The sequence below is a fragment of the Fusicatenibacter sp. genome, from assembly GCF_977045365.1.
Genome location: NZ_CDRRUH010000061.1, coordinates 1 through 18492 on the forward strand (window position 1 = coordinate 1; position 18492 = coordinate 18492).

The 18492-nt window shown below is 45.8% G+C and carries 12 protein-coding genes; 2 read left to right on the forward strand and 10 right to left on the reverse strand.

What is annotated here, in order from left to right; all coding sequences use genetic code 11:
* Window positions 1-324 precede the first annotated feature (324 nt).
* Window positions 325-1212, forward strand: a complete 888-nt coding sequence (locus ACY2VW_RS11950) for a DegV family protein (RefSeq protein ID WP_461878224.1) — start codon at window positions 325-327, stop codon at window positions 1210-1212.
* A 77-nt stretch (window positions 1213-1289) separates the two neighbouring features.
* Here the strand turns inward: ACY2VW_RS11950 and ACY2VW_RS11955 are convergent, their stop codons facing one another.
* From ACY2VW_RS11955 to ACY2VW_RS11975, 5 genes are all read right to left on the reverse strand, one after another.
* Window positions 1290-1874, reverse strand: coding sequence for a VanZ family protein (locus ACY2VW_RS11955; protein WP_461878225.1), 585 nt, complete (start codon window positions 1872-1874; stop codon window positions 1290-1292).
* 5 nt (window positions 1875-1879) lie between these two features.
* On the reverse strand, window positions 1880-2134 hold the full coding sequence (locus tag ACY2VW_RS11960) for a helix-turn-helix domain-containing protein (RefSeq protein WP_117804762.1): 255 nt from the start codon (window positions 2132-2134) through the stop codon (window positions 1880-1882).
* Window positions 2135-2148: 14 nt separating this feature from the next.
* Window positions 2149-3327: an ATP-binding protein gene (locus ACY2VW_RS11965; RefSeq protein WP_238061288.1), complete on the reverse strand. Its 1179-nt coding sequence runs from the start codon at window positions 3325-3327 to the stop codon at window positions 2149-2151.
* Between the two features lie 137 nt (window positions 3328-3464).
* Window positions 3465-4901: a lipopolysaccharide biosynthesis protein gene (locus tag ACY2VW_RS11970; RefSeq protein ID WP_461878226.1), complete on the reverse strand. Its 1437-nt coding sequence runs from the start codon at window positions 4899-4901 to the stop codon at window positions 3465-3467.
* Between the two features lie 142 nt (window positions 4902-5043).
* A complete protein-coding gene (locus ACY2VW_RS11975) occupies window positions 5044-6711 on the reverse strand; it encodes an Ig-like domain-containing protein (RefSeq protein ID WP_461878227.1) in 1668 nt (555 codons plus the stop codon).
* Window positions 6712-7040: 329 nt separating this feature from the next.
* Between ACY2VW_RS11975 and ACY2VW_RS11980 the strand changes: the two genes are divergently transcribed.
* Window positions 7041-11057, forward strand: coding sequence for an N-acetylmuramoyl-L-alanine amidase family protein (locus tag ACY2VW_RS11980; protein WP_461878228.1), 4017 nt, complete (start codon window positions 7041-7043; stop codon window positions 11055-11057).
* A gap of 62 nt (window positions 11058-11119) precedes the next feature.
* Here the strand turns inward: ACY2VW_RS11980 and ACY2VW_RS11985 are convergent, their stop codons facing one another.
* The 5 genes from ACY2VW_RS11985 to tnpC form a co-directional block, all read right to left on the reverse strand.
* Complete coding sequence (locus tag ACY2VW_RS11985; RefSeq protein WP_461878229.1) at window positions 11120-12991, reverse strand: transglutaminase domain-containing protein; 1872 nt, start codon at window positions 12989-12991, stop codon at window positions 11120-11122.
* Window positions 12963-14531, reverse strand: coding sequence for a BCCT family transporter (locus ACY2VW_RS11990; protein WP_461878230.1), 1569 nt, complete (start codon window positions 14529-14531; stop codon window positions 12963-12965). Before ACY2VW_RS11990 ends, ACY2VW_RS11985 begins: the two co-directional genes overlap by 29 nt.
* Window positions 14521-15252, reverse strand: coding sequence for an NTP transferase domain-containing protein (locus ACY2VW_RS11995; protein ID WP_461878231.1), 732 nt, complete (start codon window positions 15250-15252; stop codon window positions 14521-14523). Before ACY2VW_RS11995 ends, ACY2VW_RS11990 begins: the two co-directional genes overlap by 11 nt.
* Window positions 15240-17018, reverse strand: coding sequence for a phosphotransferase (locus ACY2VW_RS12000; RefSeq protein WP_461878232.1), 1779 nt, complete (start codon window positions 17016-17018; stop codon window positions 15240-15242). Before ACY2VW_RS12000 ends, ACY2VW_RS11995 begins: the two co-directional genes overlap by 13 nt.
* Before the next feature lie 200 nt (window positions 17019-17218).
* Window positions 17219-18492 (reverse strand): IS66 family transposase (gene tnpC, locus ACY2VW_RS12005; protein WP_461878233.1); only part of this gene is annotated, 1274 nt, incomplete at its 5' end.

The following is an 18492-nucleotide window of genomic DNA, read 5'->3' on the forward strand; positions in this document are numbered from 1 at the left end:
TGTAGATACCTCTCTGTTCAATAAGATTTTTACTAACCTGCCAGTCAGTAGTCTTATTGTACTCTGAGGTATTTTCAATTTTCAACATCCACATTTTTTATTATACAGGAAGCTCCTTTGTATTTTTGTATTTTTGTATTTTCGTATTCTCATAGTTCTATTCTACCACAGGCCGCACCGCAAATACAAGGCTTGACACCATTTCGCTTCCCCTTTCATTACGGATATAATCACGTTACGCAGTTGCCTTTTCCCATTCGGGATGCTACAATAGGCACAGAAACCAGAGTTCTTACTTTCATCTTTACGAGGAGGGATTATTTTATGAGTTCCTATGTCATCAGCTGCTGCTCTACGGCAGATCTTACCGAAGAACATTTTTCCAAAAGAGAAATCTCATACATCTGTTTCCATTACAAATTAAATGACACCGAGTACGCGGACGATCTCGGCAAATCCATGCCGTTCGATCAGTTCTATGCCTCCATGGCCGCCGGCGCTTCCACAAAAACATCCCAGGTGAATGCCGATGAGTTTGAGGCCTATTTTGAAACATTCCTGCAGGACGGCAAAGACATTCTCCACGTCTGCCTCTCCTCCGGCATTTCCGGTGTCCTGAATTCTGCGATGATCGCCAAAGCCGACCTTGAAAAGCGCTACCCGGAACGGAAAATCCTCATCGTGGATTCCCTCGGTGCTTCCTCCGGCTACGGTCTTCTGATGGACCGCCTTGCCGACCTGCGCGATGAAGGAAAACCGCTGGAAAAGGTTTACGATTTCGCGATGAAAAACCGCCTCAAAGTCCATCACTGGTTCTTCTCCACGGACCTCACCTTCTACGTGCGCGGCGGCCGCATCTCCAAAGCCTCCGGCGCAATCGGCGGACTCCTCGGCATCTGCCCGCTGCTCAACATGGACAATGAAGGCCGGCTGATTCCGCGGTTCAAAATCCGTACCAAGAAAAAAGTCATCAAAAAAATCGTCGACCAGATGGAAGAAAACGCCGAGGGCGGCCTCTCCTACTCCGGCAAATGCTACATTTCCCAGTCCGCCTGCTATGACGATGCGCGGGCCGTTGCAGATCTTGTCGAGGAACGCTTCCCGCATCTGAACGGAAAAGTCGAGATCAACAACATCGGAACCACCATCGGCAGCCACACCGGGCCTGGAACAGTCGCGCTGTTTTTCTGGGGGAAAGAACGGGTGGATTAACCCTCTTGCATTTCTATGCAAAAAACAGGAAACGAAAAAGCTCTGTCCAAAATGGGCAGAGCCTTTTTACTATCCATTTATAAAATCTTTTTTCCGTTTTCTCTGTTTCTCCACCATCTGCACACCAGCGCAAACACCAGATATCCCATGGCCGCTCCGAGCGTATTCGTCACAACGTCATCCAGCTGGCAGAAACCGCGTTCTGTTAAAAGCTGCACGGTTTCCAGCATCATACTTGTGGCAAATGCTGCGTACACGCAGCACCACCATTTCCGAAGAAACGGCACTGCCGCCGGCAGCAATGCACCGAATGGCAGAAACAGCAGAATATTTTCCACAAAATACCGGTCCGGCAGTCTCTGGCTTCCCCAGGTTTCAAACAGTTTCAGATCCACGCCCGTTCTTGAACCCGGCTCTCTGGAAAGCAGTGTAATCGAAAGCATCATTGCAAAATAAACTGCTACCAGAAACCACAGCAGAAGCTGGGCACCATGAATGGCGTGGTACTGTTCCAGCCGTTTTCGTTTCTTCTGGGTCTGCTGATTCTTCCACGCCGCCGCAACCGTCACAAAGCCGACACCAACCGCAACGGCATGCGGCAGATACCGGAATGTATCAAAAATATCCTGTTCAATCGTTGTCAGATAAAGAGGAATTGCCATCTGCATCACCTTCCATATTTTCGCGGCCGGTCTGAAACACCTGCCAGATAGTCAAGACTGCAGTCGTACGTCTTCGCCAGCAGCATCAGCGAATCCAACGGGATCTCACGGATGCCTTTTTCATACCGGTTGTAGGTGTCCGGGTGACTGAAAATCTTCCGCGCCGCCTGTGTCATCGAGTAACCGCGTTCCAGACGGAGCTCTTTCAGCCGGATCAGCATTTTCTCCCGCTCCGGCGTTTCTTCTATTTTTCTGTGCATAGAGTTCCTTCTTTTTATTCCGTCTCCGCCGCTTTTTCTGCCTCCGGCACATAGCCCGGATTGTCGTCGTATCCTTCCAGGAAATTGTGGCGGATGCCGTGCTGTTTGTAGCCGACCACGGTGTCAATATTGACATTCTCCACACTGCGGAAGATATTGCTCTCCACGAACGGATTCACCTTTTTCAGGTTTTTGATCAGTTCCTTGATCTCCACACGTTTCGAACGGTTCTCCTCGTTATTGCAGGTCGTACACGTATCGGTGAACTTGCAGGCACACTGGATGAAATGCAGGCCGTTGTAATCTCTCCACGCCTTGATATCATCCTCGCGCACCAGATACAGCGGGCGGATCAGCTCCATGCCCTCGAAGTGGATGCTGTGAAGCTTCGGCATCATCGTCTGCACCTGCGCACCGTAGAGCATTCCCATGAGGATCGTCTCGATGACATCATCGTAATGATGGCCGAGTGCAATCTTGTTGCAGCCGAGCTGCTGTGCAAAATGATACAGATGGCCGCGGCGCATTCTCGCGCAGAGATAACACGGAGAATTTTCCACATGGTAGACCGAATCGAAAATGTCTGTCTCGAAAATGGTGATCGGAATGTGGAGGCTCTTTGCGTTGTCCTCGATCACTTTGCGGTTCTCCGGGCTGTATCCCGGATCCATGACAACGAATTTTACTTCGAAATCAAATTTATTGTGAAGCTTTAACTCCTGAAAGCATTTCGCCATCAGCATCGAATCTTTTCCGCCGGAAATACAGACAGCAATTTTGTCGCCCGGTTTTACCAGCTCGTACGTATTGATCGCTTTCGTAAATTTGGACCAGATCGACTTTTTGAATTTTTTGCGGAGACTCTTCTCCACGTCTGCCGCCTTGTCCTGCTCCTCCGGCGCGCTCATCACATCCATCAGCCAGGCGATGTAACCGCCCTCCAGGCTCACAGCGTCCCAGCCCTTTTCCTGTAATTCTTCCGCTGCTGCGACACTGAACCGGCCGCGGCTGCAGCAGATAATCGTCTTTTTGCTCCGGTCAATCGCATCACTTGTCTCGATTTCTTCTGTCTTCATCACAAGCGCTCCCGGAATCGCGCCGTGGGAGATCTCTACCGCATCGCGGATATCCACGATCTGATAGCTTGACGGATCGAGCTCTTTTAGTTCCTTTATTGAAATACTGGTACTCATGTAATTTTTCCTTTTCTAATTAAAATGCCTTACTTTTCTTCATTCTTTCATTGTATCGTTTTTTCTGTGACTGTCAAGAAAAAACGCATAAAAACGGGGAGTCTCTGAACATCCGTTTCAAATCCTCCCCCACTTTTTTATTTTTTCCGGATATCCGCCATCGTCTTCAGCAGAAGTTCTTTCTTCCAGAAGACCAGCCCTACATTTGCGAGCAGAATCGCGTAACGCAGGATTCTGTACGGGAAAATAAGATTGCAGATGATGCTTGCTCCAATCAGAAAAACGGAGCACGCCAGAAGAAATCCTGGATTCATCAGATTTTCCTGGATTCCTTCGTTCACCAGAATCCGTTTGCTCACAATATAATGGCCGACCGAATACAGCATATAGCATGCCAGCGTCGTGTAACCGGCCGCGATGTAGCCGAACAGACGGATAAAAATAAAGTTCAGTACCACATTCGCTCCCGCCGCCGCCATGGATGCAGCCATCAGAAACTGTGTTTTTTCATAATAAAACTGCGGCATCGAGAGAATATTATAAATAAAGATAAAGAACACACTCGCTGCCACCGGCGGAATGACGTATACTGCCTCGCGGTACTTCGGCGATCCGAAAATCAGCACCAGCTCCGGGCTGATCAGCATCAGCGCCACGGCTATGCCGACCACTACAATGCTCAGCAGCTGCAGCACCTTCCGCATCGAGCAGATGTCGCCCTTTTTGATCTTGCTGTACATCCACGGTGTCAATGCACTGTTCATACCGCTGATGAAAAGCTGCACCAGCATACCAATGCTGTACGCCAGCCCGTACAGTGCAACCTCCGTCTTTCCGACCATCTTGTCGATCATGATCCGGTCGCCCTGGTTCAGAATAATGCCGGACAGATAATGCGGCACAATCGGAATTCCGATCCGCAGCGCATAGCCCCAGTATTCTTTCGAAAAAAACTCTTTTCCTCTGCAGAACTGGAACACAATAATCGGCACACAGATGCAGACCTGCACCCCGACGATACCTAAGATCCGCATCATGGCCGTACCGCCGTTGATGCGGATCAGCACCAGGCTCGCAATCGGGTTCATCAGCGCCTGCAGAATCGTCACGCAGACCAGAATCCGGTACCGATACTCAAACCGCTGCCGCCCCGACCAGTAAGAAAGCGCCGGACTCAGCAGCGCTTCCAGAAACATCAGCAAAATCATGGATTTCGGCAGATTTAAAATCTTCTCCCAGAAACCAGACGTAAAACAATACAATGCAAAAACCGCACCCGTAATCACAAGCGTCAGTCCCTGCATTGCAGATGTATATTCATCCCGCTGCTTCTCGTACTTTGCCATCGCATTGTCGTAAACACCATTAAACAGGTACAGCGATGTCATAATCGTCAAAATCTGCAGCCAGGACAGATAAACCGTATAGGTTCCGTACTCCTCGGTACTCATCAGACGCGTGAAAATCGGGACTGTGATGAACGAAATGCCTTTCTGTAAGAAACTGCAGATCGTAAACCAAAGCGCCGCCTTCGCCTGGACGGAGAGAGAACGGTATTTTGAAGTAATGTTCATTTAGAACTCCTTGCTGTTTGGGTTATTTGCGTGTCTTATGTTAACACAAATGGGCAGGGAGTGCAAGAGGAACATCCATTAAAATCCTCCACGGTTGAACGCTTCCATTCAACCATGGGGGATTCTCACTGCTTTTTATCTTTTATACCCAATGTCCATTCGCATCAATATAATACTTACCATTTTCAACCCATTCATTTGCCGCCATTTTTCCGTCAGCTTTCAGATAGTAGACATTCGATCCTTCTCTATACCAGCCGGTCTGCATATAGCCTTTTGCATCAAAATGATACCAGCTTCCTGCGATCTGTTTCCACTGGTTCTTTGGATAGCTTCCATCTGCATTCTGGTACCACCAGCCTTTGCCGTCTTTCTTCCAGCCTTCTGTATACTTCTTCTGGCCAGGCACATATTTTCCATTGGCATCTACATAACTCTTTCCATTGTCAACCCATTCGTTCACAGCCATTGCACCGGAGGATTTTAAATAATACCAGGTGTTTCCAATCTGCAGCCAGCCAGTTGTCATCTCTCCATTGGATTTCAGATAATACCAGGTGTTTCCCAGTTTCAGCCAACCGGTCACCATTTCTCCGTTGTCTTTCAGGTAATACCACTTACTTCCAAGATGCAGCCAGCCCGTCTGCATATAGCCGTTTGCATCAAAGTGATACCATTTGCTTTCGATAGCTTTCCATTGATCTTTCGGATAACTGCCGTCTGCATTCTGATACATCCAGCCTTTGCTTTCCTTCTTCCAGCCTTCTTCTGCCGTTACCGTAACAGTGCAGGATCCCTGCTTTCCTGTCGTTACATCTGTTACATAGATTTTGGTCGTTCCCGGTGCCACTGCTTTTACAATTCCGAAACTACTGACTGTCGCTACTGCTGCATTTTCGGTTTTAAATTTAAACGCTCTCATACCTGTCGCATTCGAAGGATTATAAACCGGCTCCAGTACTTTTCCCTCTCCTACTTTCAGGTTCAAACTTGTGTAATTAAGACTTATGCTGATCAGTTCAATTCCCTGCGTGGTAAATGATTTTTTCTCACTCCATACAACGTTTCCACCTGAAATGTAGTAAAACTGATAGTAATAAGTAATTGCCGGTGTTAAATTCTGCATGGTATACCACATATTTAATACATTTCCATTTGGATTTTCTTTTTCACCAAGAACCAGATAATTCTCATTGACTCCAAAGTAATATCCGCATTCGCTGACATTTGTTAAGGTCGTTGTTGCCTCTAACTTTGCACTTGTTGTAGTTATTTCCGTTGCATTAACCGAAGTAAAATTATTCGACGGCTGTGTACTGAAATCCGGTCGAATAACCCCCCAGTAGGAATTGCTTAATCCATTGTATCTATAAGTAACTTTTTCTACATATGGATGAGAGTTAAAATTCTGATGATATGTTTCTCTGTCCGCTGCATAAATCGCTACATGACCGTACGGATTAGACGAGTTTCCGGAGTACACCAGAATATCGCCTTTCTGCGGCGGTGCACCCTGAATTCTCTGCCATCCGGACGGCAGGGCATTCCATGCGTAATCGCATCCGTTTCCGCCAGGGGATCTCTGACCAAGATACTGATAATAATAACAAATCAGATCAACACACTGATTTCCATAGACGCCGTCATAATCCAGTCCTGTTCCCACTTTGGATTTGACCCAGTTGATAGCATCATCTGCGGAGTGTCCCGCCGTTCCTGCTTTCGCCTGAAGCGGTGTCAAAATCACCATCATTACAAGTGCCATCAATGCAATGATAGTCGTTTGAAAATATTTTTTTATTTTCTGCATATCCCTTACCTCATTTTTTGTACTTGTTTTAAAAGGGTCAAATTTTTCATTAAAAATATTTTATTCACCTCCATCTCTATTCAACCCTTTTCCTTATAATATGGTATCTTCATCATACTACTTTCTGCGCTGAAAAGCTATCCTTTCTCTGACTTTCTGTGCATAAAATTTTATACTTCAAATTACTTTTACCTCTGCATTACATTTTCCAGGTTTTCTTCAGGAATATTTCTTTTTTGCAATATTGCGATGCATTTTACATTCGTACGCAGTATAATAATGGCATAGCTTTTTATAAGTTTTCACACCGATGAAGGAGGGAAACAAACTTGAAGAAAAAAGAATTACTTCAAAAATCTTTAACTGTAGCCGCTGTTGTGCTCGCTACCGCATTGATGGATCCGACGACGGCTCAGGCTTCCGCTATGGACGCATCTGCCGTATCGTCATCCTCACAGGTACTCGAGCAGTCCGTTTCTTCGGATTCTGAAGATGCCGTCGAAACAGAAACTGCAGAATCGCAGGATGCTACGGACGAAACGGATTCCAACATTCCGGATCCCCCTGATTCCGAACCCTCACCGGAAACATCCGCCTCTTCTGACACAGACACTGCAGAAACTGCTTTTTCGGAAAGCACAGAGATTGAAAATGCTTCTGCAGAAACTGCTTCTGACGACATTTCCGATGCATCTGAGGTTTCAGCCCAGGACGATTTTACTCCCGGCTGGAATACCGATGATGACGGTAATGTAAATTACAGAGATGAAAACGGTGTCTGGTACCAGGATGAAATTCGCGAGATAGACGGCAAAAAATACTATTTCAACGAACATGGTTATCTGGTCAAAGATACAGAATTCAGTTATGACACTTCTGATTACACTTCTCACACATTCCGAGCACAGGAAGATGGTTCTCTTCTGATTGATGGCTGGTACGATAAGAGCTATTTTGATGAAAACGGTTATAAGTGCTACTATTGTGTCAAGAAAATTCATGGTGTCTATTATGGTTTTGACAACGACGGCAATATGCTTGATGACTGTGCCTTATGGATCAACAATTACAGCGATACAGAGACGAAAAGTTATCGTTACCGCGCCCTGCCTGGCGGTGCACTCTGTGTAGACTGCTGGTCTACTACAGAATATGGTGAAGAATGCTACTACGGTTCCGATGCTGCCGCCTATACTGGCCTGATCGAGCGAAATGGAATCCAGATTGCTGTTGTTGACGGCATTCCATGCCGGAACAGTGATTTTTCTTTTGATGGCAAATATTATTGGGCAAACGATGATTACACGCTGACCGAATTGAAGAATAATGACTGGACTTATATTGACTCTGATTCCTGCAGAGGCTATCGTTATGTCAAAGATGGTAAGATTCTGAAAGACTGCATTGAAAAAATCGGAGATAACTACTATTATTGTTTTGATTCCAATGGTGTGATGCAGACTAATGGTGTTGTCACGATCTGGAATCCTTCTGCTAAAACATATTATGCAGATAAAAACGGACATCTGAAAAAGAATTTCTGGTTCAGCCGTTCTCGTGAATTATCAGCAGAAAAAGGAACTGTTGAACCAACTCTGTATAATCAGATTCTTTATTTTGGAGATGATTTTGAAGCCTGCAGTGGCTTCCAGACAATTGACGGAAAGCTTTACTATTTTGCAGCACACAACCTCTGGGATGCTCCGAGTCTCATTACCGACACCACTGTTACCGTTGATCAGAAAATTTATCTCTGCCAGATGGATGGCACTGTCGTTGAGTTGACAAATAATGGCTGGACCTTTGCAGAAGATAACTATTATTATGTCAAAGATTATACACTTCTGACAAGCTGTATTGCCGAAATCAACGGAAATTACTATGGTTTCCAGTCCGACGGTAAAATGTACAACAATACCCGTTTTACCATTACCGATCCGAACGACCATTCTGTTTCCAGCACTTATTTTGCCCAGAAAGGCGGCGTGCTTGCCATCGATAAAAACATAACGATTGATGGTACTTCATACTACTTCGACAGCGAGGGAATTGCTTACACTGGCATTCGGACTATCGATGGTAAAAAATATTATTATGAAAAAGGCTTTCTTAGAAAGTCCTGCATCCTCGATGTAGACGGACATAATTACATCGCCCTCTCGTCTGGAGAAATACAGGAACTTTTTCCTGGTATGGAATGGGTGGACGCTAATGGTTCCTGGTATTATATCAGAAATAACAAACTCCTGAAAAACACCAAAGCTAAGATTAACAATAAATGGTATCTGTTTTCCGAATCCGGCAGCATGTATCAGACAAATTCCACCATATTTTTCAATGGAGTACCATATTTTGTAAACAGCGACGGCAGTCTCAAAGTAAACGCATGGGGTTCTGTCAATGGTGCTAAAGTTTATTATGATGAGAATGGAAGTCCCGTATCCGGCGTTACTACGATTAACGGCGTAAAGTACCTGTTTTCTTACCATTCTTATGAGACTTATGGACAGTTGCTGTGCAATCGTGCATTTTGCTTTTCGTCCCTCACCTTTTATGATCCCGTCAATTATGCATCCGATTCCGCCGGCCGCGCAACCCGTTTGAAGAATAATGCATGGACCAAGGTAGACGGTTTCTGGTATTACATTTCCAATCATTCTGTACTGCTTAACACCGTTACTCAGATCGGAAATTCCTATTACGCCTTTGATGAAGCTGGCCACATGTATGCCGGCACCACATTTACCCTGAAAGGTGTCTCCTATACTGCTGATAAGGACGGTCATGTCACCTTCACCCAGATGCAGGATCTTTCTGACGGTAAATACAGTATGGATAAAAACGGCAAATCTTACACTGGAATGAAAACGATTGGCCAGATCAAGTATTACTTTGCAGAAGGCAAAATGCAGAAAGACTGCGCTTTCACGTATCAAAACGGCAACTATGTTTCCGGTTCTGACGGACGTGTTCTTGCACTTCCTTATAACGGCTGGACAGAAGTAGACGGACACTGGTATTTTGTTTCCAATGGAACTCTTATTAAAAATACCTCTTTCACGGTCGGAAAGAACACCTATCTTTTTAACTCTGATGGTGCAATGATGACCAGTGATATTTTGTGGACATCAAATGGAGAATGCTCAGCAGCAGATAAAAACGGCATCGTCTTAAAAAATGCCTGGATGCAGACAGCGGACGGATCCTGGATGTACTTTGACGGCAACGGAAAGGCTGTCAACGGCCGCCAGACCATCAATAAAAAGAAATACACCTTCTACAACTTTGTTCTGAAAACCAATCGCCCTGCAACGGTCAACGGCAGAACCTATATCGTTTCTTCCAACGGCACGCTAAAAGAGATTACTTCCGATGGCTGGTCCAAGATTGACGATTACTGGTACTACTTCATGGATGGAAATCCGGTAACAAGCAACATTATCCAGATCGGATACAGCCTTTACGCTTTTGACAGCAATGGACGGATGTATGAAAATCAGGAATTTTCAAAATTCGACTACACCAACAATTATCTTTATGCTCAGAACAATACTTACTACCGCGCTGACGCAAACGGAAGGCTGATCATCCATGATTCTTATCATAAAGATAATGATGTCTACTATTACGGTGCGGGCGGTGCCGCCTACAATGGCTATCATAAAGTAAACGGTGTTACCTGGTTCTTTATCAACGGTAAACAGCAGAAAAATACTGCTTTCTGCGACAACGACGGAAACTGGTATGCTGTTGATTACAGAGGAACACTCTTTGCCCTCGAAAACAATAAATGGAAACAGGTCGCCGGTCATTACTATTATGTAAAAAATGGTACACTTCTGAAAAACACAGTTGCTCTGATCAACGGCTCCTATTACGGTTTCGACAGCAACGGCCAAATGTACAGCAATCAGATCTTCACCGATGCTTCCGGTAATACTTACCGTGCATCGGCAAGTGGTGCCCTGCTCCGCGATCGCTGGTACAGTGATTCCACCGGTAAATATTATTTTGATGCAAGAGGCATCGGTTTTGAAGGCATTCATCTGATCAACGATGACCGTTACACCTTTGCCAACGGTAAAGTCACCTCTGTCTCCTACAAACCTGCATGGCAGAAAGACAGTAAGGGATGGTGGTACCGCCATGCGGATGGTTCTTACACCACGAGCGGCTGGGAAAAAATTAACGGCAAATATTATCTCTTTAATGCCTCCGGCTATATGCTGACCGGCTGGCAGAAAGTAGACGGAAAATGGTACTACATGTACGAATCCGGCGCCATGGCTGCAAATACCTGGATCGGCAATTATTATGTCGGCGCAGACGGAGCCATGAGAACTTAAATAAGCTTTACACGAAAAAGCCCCCTTCCAGTTTTTACTGGTCAAGGGGGCTTCTCTTTTGATTATGCTGTTTTTACCTGGTCTCTAACCCATTTTCCGTCATCTCCTACATAGTAGTTTCCGATCCATTGGGATTTCGCCATCTTACCACTGCTTAACACGTAATAATCACCGATCCAGCAGTTTGCCTGCATTTTTCCGTTTTTGAAGCAGTACCATTCGTTATCTATGAATTTCCATCCAGTTTTTACCATACTGCCGTCACTTCCAAAGTAATGCCAGACATCATCCAGCTTTTTCCATTCTGATACAGCCATGGCTCCATTTGCATTTACATAGTAAATATCTTCAATTAACTGGGAAACCTGCATGGCACCGTTTGTGTTCAGATAGTACCATTTACCATCGATTTTCTTCCATCCGGTCATCATCGCTCCGCTGTCATTCATATAATACCAGTTTCCGTTGATCTCCTGCCAGCCTTTCTGCATAGCTCCGTTCTTATTCAGATAGTACCAGATATTACCGATTTTCTGCCAGCCGGTTTTCATAACACCATCATCTCCCAGCCGATACCAGTTTTTATCAATCCACTGCCAGCCGGTCAGATATGTGCCATTTTTATAATAAAACCATTTCCCGTTGTCATCCTGATACCAGCCGTCTGCAATCGGCTCATCTTCAAACTCTGCACTGTACAGCGTTGACGAACCATCATCCGCATTGTATACCATAAATTCCAGCTCATTTTTTTCTTTCCGCACACCTGAGATCGTTCCAGCGATCGACTGATCTGCAAGATTTATAATAACTGTTTCAGTAGTGTCTTCCAGTGAATATTCATAGATATTCTGCTTTGAGCAATAATACAGAGCATTATCTTTTTGTGCAAGTGTATCTCGGAAACTCTCTGTCTGACTCAATGTCTCTTCTGTACTGTCAGTCAGATTGCAACGGCGCAGACTTCCCCATTTTATGTAATAAGCATTTTTATTCTGAAAGTACACCGGGGAATTCGCAGCTCTCCAGAATGATGAGCTGTACTTTGTACTTGTACATTCATACAGTTTATTATCAAAGGTATGTCCCAGCTCTTCCATTTCTTCTGTACTTCTTAAGAAATATGTATGTCTTGCCTGCCCGAAACGGTCATAAATCGGATCGTCAAAGGTACAATCCACATTATAATACTGGCCATCCATTTTTACAGCATTCCACGCATGATTCATAGAACGGCTTGAAACCAGATGTGTTTCGATTCCCAGATGATTCAGAATATACATATAGGCCAATGCATACGACTGACACACACCTCTTCCATCCATCAGCACACCATAACTGGTATAATTCTTATAATTCAGATCATACTCTGCATGCGATACCAGATAATCGTGAATTACAAGCGCCTTCTGCTCATCTGTCATGGAATTGTTCACCAGTTTATAGATGGACGCCAGTTTCTCATCCACTGCATTAAAAATCTGTTTGGTTTCTTCCGGTGTTCCGAATGTATTGGTAATCCTCAAACTTGTATAGTATGCATCACCATACCAGGCAATAATTCTATTATACGTATCGCTCGGAAAATACGGCGAATAGCCATAATAAAAGCTTAAGTCATAGGTATCCCTTCTTATTTTTAAATCTTTAATGGATACCCATTCATTTCCCTCCCGCATTGCTTCTTTCACACGATTCTCCAGAACCGTATACAGTTCATACTCCGTTCCGCTGAACTCATCGCCTTCATCGATCCCGTATGTATCAATCTCGGACTCATCCGGCTGTGGTTCCATGGGTTTAATATCGCCCGTCGGCAATGTGACATCCTCATTTTCGTCCGCAAACGCCTTTTGCGGCATCACAAAAATGGATGCCGCAAGCAGAAACAAAAATGCTGTCAGTTTAACGATTCTCTTTTTTCTCCTCTCCATGCGCTTTTCCTCCCTGCAATTCTTCTAAATACAGTTTTGCATCTTTTAAGAAGCTGACCGCAATCATCACGATCACAATGCCGATCGGAAATGCCGCTACGATACTGACAGACTGCAGACTGTTCATGGAACTCTCTGCAAAAAGAAGTGCAATCGGAAGCAGGATCAGCAGGATACACCACATCAGCTGAATTCCTTTTGCCGGCTCTTCGCCGTCTTCCAGTTTCCGGTAGCTGTAGCAGGATGCCGTCAGTGCGATGGAATCGAACGATGTCGCATAAAATGCAACCATCGTAACCAGCACAACAACCATAATCAGCGGTGCACACGGCATGGTTTTGATCATCGACACGATCAGATGATATAAGTCTCCGCTTTCATTGTACTGCGAAATGAAATCAATTGCACCTGAAATCTGCTTTCCCATGGAATAATTTCCAAGAATAATAAAGCTGACAAGCGTGGATCCCACACCAAAACCGTATCCGCCGAGAATCGTCTGGCGCACGGTTCTTCCGCGGGAAATGCTGCCAATGAAGAACGGTGCTGCCACACACCATACCATCCAGTATGCCCAGTAATAAATGGTCCAGTTCTGTGGGAAGTTTGTCGTACGCATCGGGTCCGTATACGTTGATAAGCCGATAAAGTTCTGAATCATTTTTCCAAGAGAAGAAAATCCAGTTTCAATAATATACCGCGTCTCTCCCCCAAACAGCAGGACGAAGGCAAGGAGTCCGAAAAACAGATAAATGCACACCTTGGCCAGAATGCTGATTCCTTTGAATCCATGCAGAAGAGAATAGGTATAAACACAGCAGGTGATCAGAAGAATGATAATATTAATCACAGTTCTGCTGACTTCCATATGGAACAACTCGCCGATGATTTCCGCCATCAGAGGAGTTGCCACACTAAAAGTGGTAGCAGTTCCGGCCAGCAGTGCAAAGACAGCCAGAAGGTCAATCAGACGGCCGCCAATTCCATCTGTCTGTTTTCCCAGAATCGGACGGCACGCCTCGCTGTATTTCTGACGGTTTCGTTTTCTTACATGAAGCATAAAGCCAAACGCAACGGCCAGTACCAGATAGAATCCCCACGGGATAAAGCTCCAGTGAAACAGTGGAAATACGCCTGCCCAGTCCTGAATGCTGCCAAGTTCTGCGATGTGAGGATCTGTTGCGTACAAAATCCACTCAGAGAACGAATAAAACAGAATATCTGCTGCCAGACCGCAGGTAAACATCATACAGCCCCAGGCAAAGAAGGAATATTTCGGTTTCTCATCCGGCTTTCCAAGCACAATGTTTCCGTATTTGGAACCTGCCAGAAACAGGGATAAAAAGAAAATGCCGAGTCCAATCACCAGGTAATACGTTCCAAAGGTATCTCCAAACAGAAACCGAATCTGGCCAAGTACTACATTCGACTGTTCCGGTGCAAAGAAAAATACGATGCAGAGTGCTATAATCAGTGCCAGTGGCACCAATGTGATCATCCAGTCGATTTCTTTTTTCTTCGTTTGATTTTTACTGTTCATTTTCTTCCCTTTCTGCGTAATCCGCATACGATGCATCGAGTGCAACGAGTTCGCTGAAATTATCTACCTCTATGATATCATCCGCCTTCATTGGCCGGATGCCAAGCTGATACTCTTTGGGGTAACAGAACATTGCCACATCATCCCAGTAAATCTGACGGTTTTTCTTTTCTTCAAATTCCTGCTCCAGATGGTCTTTTAACCGCTTTCCATCTTCTGCTGTCCATCGTGAAATGCTGTAGAGCTGCCAGCCGCCCTTTCCGCCGTTTCTGCTGCAGCCTGTTACGATGCCGTTTTCTACGGTCTGCAGCCACTCGTCGGTCTCCTCATCTGTCCACACGCTGTTGTAACCGGACCGCTCAAACTCCGGAGACAGAATTTCCGGGTGATAAATGATCTGGTCGCCGTCGAGAATAATGGCATTTTCCAGATGTTCCCGCGCCACATACAGCGATGCGATGTTGTTGCAGGTATCGTACCACGGATTGTCGATCAGCTTCAGACCCGGGTACTCCTCTTCCAGCGTCTGGAACTGTTCTTTGAGGTAACCGACTACCACATAAATCTCTGTAATTCCGTTTTTATGCAGTCCGTCGATGACGGTATCGATCATCCGCACACCGTTTACCCGGACCAGCGGCTTCGGCGTTTTTAATGTTACCGGCTTCATCCGGTTTCCCAGGCCTGCCGCCATAATAATGGCACGTTCTACTTTGTACATGTTTCTTTTCCTTCCTCTCCCAGTTCCTGCTGGACTATTTTGTAATAATCTTTTGCGTAGCGGTACTGCCGCAGGGAATATTCTCCAAATTCTACGCCTAATTTCCGCTTGTACTCGCACCAGTTGCTCCAGAGCAGACCGCAGACTGCGATGTAGCAGTAGATTTTTATGCGTGTTCTTTCGTCACAGTTTCCTTCAAAATAGAGGTCAATCAGGTGATCCACCTGCTCTTTTTTGTAGAGAGAATAGATACAGAACATTGCGATATCCACATGCGGATCCTGCATTCCGGCATATTCCCAGTCAATCAGGCGGATCTCTTCCTGTCCATTCGCTTCCACAAACAGAAAGTTATCCGGCACGGCATCAATATGGGTTAGCACGCGTTCTCCGGCATTCGCCTCGATATAGCTTTTTAATTGAAGCACATGCTCTTTCGTCTTCGCATAATCCTGATATGCCGACGGCGTTCCCTCCCAGAGACTTTCGTAGTATTCCAGTTGTCCGAACAATTCAAAGGAATGATCCACTTTTAATTTCTGACTGTGAAACTCCCGTAGTTTCTTCATGCACTTCTGAAGATCTTCTTCCTTTTCTGCATCGCAGACCCGCGCACCTTCGAGATATTCCGTGATTTTATAACCATTTTCCGGATTGATATACGCGATCTCATCGCAGATCTTCCGACCGGCGATGGTCTGATAAACAGCCGCTTCCTGACGGCGGTTGATCAGCTGATCCGTTCCCTCCCCCGGGATTCGCATAATATATTTTTTGTCTTTGCAGGAAAACAAAAACGATCGGTTTGTCATTCCTTTCTTCAGGACGGTAATATTTGTCACCTCGTTCGGATGTGCACCGAGTGCCTGACAGATTACCTGAATGGCATCTGTCTGCAGCTGGCTGGAATCACTGTCGATCTCCCGCAGCTGCTCATAGGTATTGATTTCTACGGCATCGGCAGCATGTACCACTCGGGCTGTCACGATCATTCTGTCCTTCTCATATAAGGTTTCCTCCCAGAACGCTCCGTCATATCGGGAATCTCTTCCAAACGTCTCCAGACGCTCCCGCACAATCGCTGCTTCCGCCTCCAGCAGATAGCAGATACCGATCATGGCGTTTCCGCCTGCCTGTTCTTTCTGCACGACCAGCTCCTGCTTCCGGTTTACGCGGACGGTACTGTCATCATCCACCAGATCGCTCACCATGTACCAGGAGTATAATTCCTGTCCGCTGTACGGATTTTTCTCACACCAGATATCGCATGGAATGATGTAGCTGTTCGATAAATGGCCTACTGCCTTTTTCAGGGAATGCAGATTGTTTTTTGATGCGTAGTCCGGTGTGACGATCAATTCTACGCCGTACTCATCGATCAGATACTCATACTGCTCTTTCATAAATCCGACTACAACGTAAATTTCTGTGATACCAACTTCATGCAGCTGGCGGATCGTCCGCTCAATCAGCCGCTCTCCTTTGATTTCCAGAAGACCCTTCGGTGTTTCCGTATTAATCGGAACCATCCGCATGCCAAATCCGGCAGCAAGGATGATCGCGTTTTTCGGCGCTTTTTCTTTTGCTTCATTCAGCGCTTTTTCCGTTGGGCGGATCTCTTCATCCAGGTATCCTTCCGAAATCAGCTCTTTGACAGAACGATTAACGATACCAAGCGAATGGCCGGTCTGCGCGGCGAGAATGCGCTGGTTGATGAATGGTTCTTTCATCAGGCTGTTCAGAATATCTTGTTTTTGTATGTTCATATACTTCCTTCTTTCATTTTTCATGAACTTTCGTTTTCGATTATACTATAACTTTATGGCTTTTTCAATCTTTTTTTCTTTTATTTTTTGTACATAAGAAAAAGGTTCCGAATTGTTCCTTTTTCGTAAGCGCCAAATAATAATGCGGTTAGATACAAGATTACTCCAGCCCTTTGCGAGTTGGAGTAATTCACTATAATTCACATGCGATTTTTGATAGATTGGAGTTTTTCACTCCAAGGTGCCAGTTCCGCCAGCTGTTCATCGGTCATATTTTTACTCGGTCGGTGCTCCAGCAGAAATTTAAGATATCCGTAGATGTTCAGCCCATGTGCTTTGGCCATCTCAACCATTGTGTAGACTACTGCGCTGGCATTCGCTCCGTCCACGGAACTGCTGAACAGCCAGTTTTTTCGCCCCACTGCGAAGGGACGGATCGCATTCTCACTGAGATTATTGGTAAAGCTGCACCGCCCGTCTTCCAGATAGGTTTCCGCTATATCACGCCTGTTGAGAACATAATTCACGGCTTTATCCAGCCGGGTATTCCGGACGGGCTTTTGCTGGTCAAGCCACGACCAGAAAGCCTCCAGAACAGGTTTTTCCTTCTCGAGACGCAGTTGTTTCCGCTTTTCATAATTACCGGGATACTTTTTGTTAATGGAGTCTTCAATGGCAAACAACCGATTGCAGTACTGGACTCCCTGTACTGCAGGCTGGCTGTAGTCATACTGCTTCCCTTTGGGAACAGCGTCGATAAAGTATCGGCGGATATGTGCCCAACAGGAGCAGCGCCTGATCCCAGGCAGATTGTTATAACCCTGATAGCCGTCCATTTCCAGATATCCGCTGCAGCCTTCCAGAAACTCCTTTGCATGGCTGCCGTTCCTGGTCGGGGAACAGCCATACAGGATGATCTCCGCAAGTCCGTCCTCACCGCTTCGGAACAGCCACATGAATGACTGGGTCTGTGCCCTGCGTCCTTCTTCTTTCAATACCTGGACCCGCGTCTCATCTGCCATCGCAAAACTACGTTTCAGCAGCTCCCGATGAAAGTAATCGTACATTGGCTGAAAATAGTTCTGTGAACAGTAGATGATCCAGTTGGCAAGGGTGGTCCGGCTGATCTGCGCCCCATACTGCTTCCAGTCCTTTTCCTGCCGGTAAAGTGGAAGCCCGTTGGCATATTTCTGGTACATAGTCCATGCAGCGGCAGATGCTGATGCAGGTCCTTTTCCAAGCAGAGCCGGCGGAACCTGAGACTTTACAATCACAGGCTTTTCTGTATCGCCGAGTCCTTCCTTGCAGGAGGGGCATCCGTAGCTCTGGCTGTAGTATTCGATCACCTTACAGGTGGCAGGAATGAATTCCAGTTCCCGGCGGACATATTCCTCGCCGATCAGGACCATCTGCGTACCACATACCGGACAGATCTGATCCTCTTCCGGAAGTGGGACCACTACTTTTTCAACTT

Coding starts and splice junctions, on each gene's coding strand:
- ACY2VW_RS11955 (WP_461878225.1), bottom strand. CDS start 1,874: ATGGCAATTCCTCTTTATCTGACAACGATTGAACAGGATATTTTTGAT.
- ACY2VW_RS11960 (WP_117804762.1), bottom strand. CDS start 2,134: ATGCACAGAAAAATAGAAGAAACGCCGGAGCGGGAGAAAATGCTGATC.
- ACY2VW_RS11950 (WP_461878224.1), top strand. CDS start 325: ATGAGTTCCTATGTCATCAGCTGCTGCTCTACGGCAGATCTTACCGAA.
- ACY2VW_RS11970 (WP_461878226.1), bottom strand. CDS start 4,901: ATGAACATTACTTCAAAATACCGTTCTCTCTCCGTCCAGGCGAAGGCG.
- ACY2VW_RS11990 (WP_461878230.1), bottom strand. CDS start 14,531: ATGAACAGTAAAAATCAAACGAAGAAAAAAGAAATCGACTGGATGATC.
- ACY2VW_RS11965 (WP_238061288.1), bottom strand. CDS start 3,327: ATGAGTACCAGTATTTCAATAAAGGAACTAAAAGAGCTCGATCCGTCA.
- ACY2VW_RS11995 (WP_461878231.1), bottom strand. CDS start 15,252: ATGTACAAAGTAGAACGTGCCATTATTATGGCGGCAGGCCTGGGAAAC.
- ACY2VW_RS12000 (WP_461878232.1), bottom strand. CDS start 17,018: ATGAACATACAAAAACAAGATATTCTGAACAGCCTGATGAAAGAACCA.
- ACY2VW_RS11985 (WP_461878229.1), bottom strand. CDS start 12,991: ATGGAGAGGAGAAAAAAGAGAATCGTTAAACTGACAGCATTTTTGTTT.
- ACY2VW_RS11975 (WP_461878227.1), bottom strand. CDS start 6,711: ATGCAGAAAATAAAAAAATATTTTCAAACGACTATCATTGCATTGATG.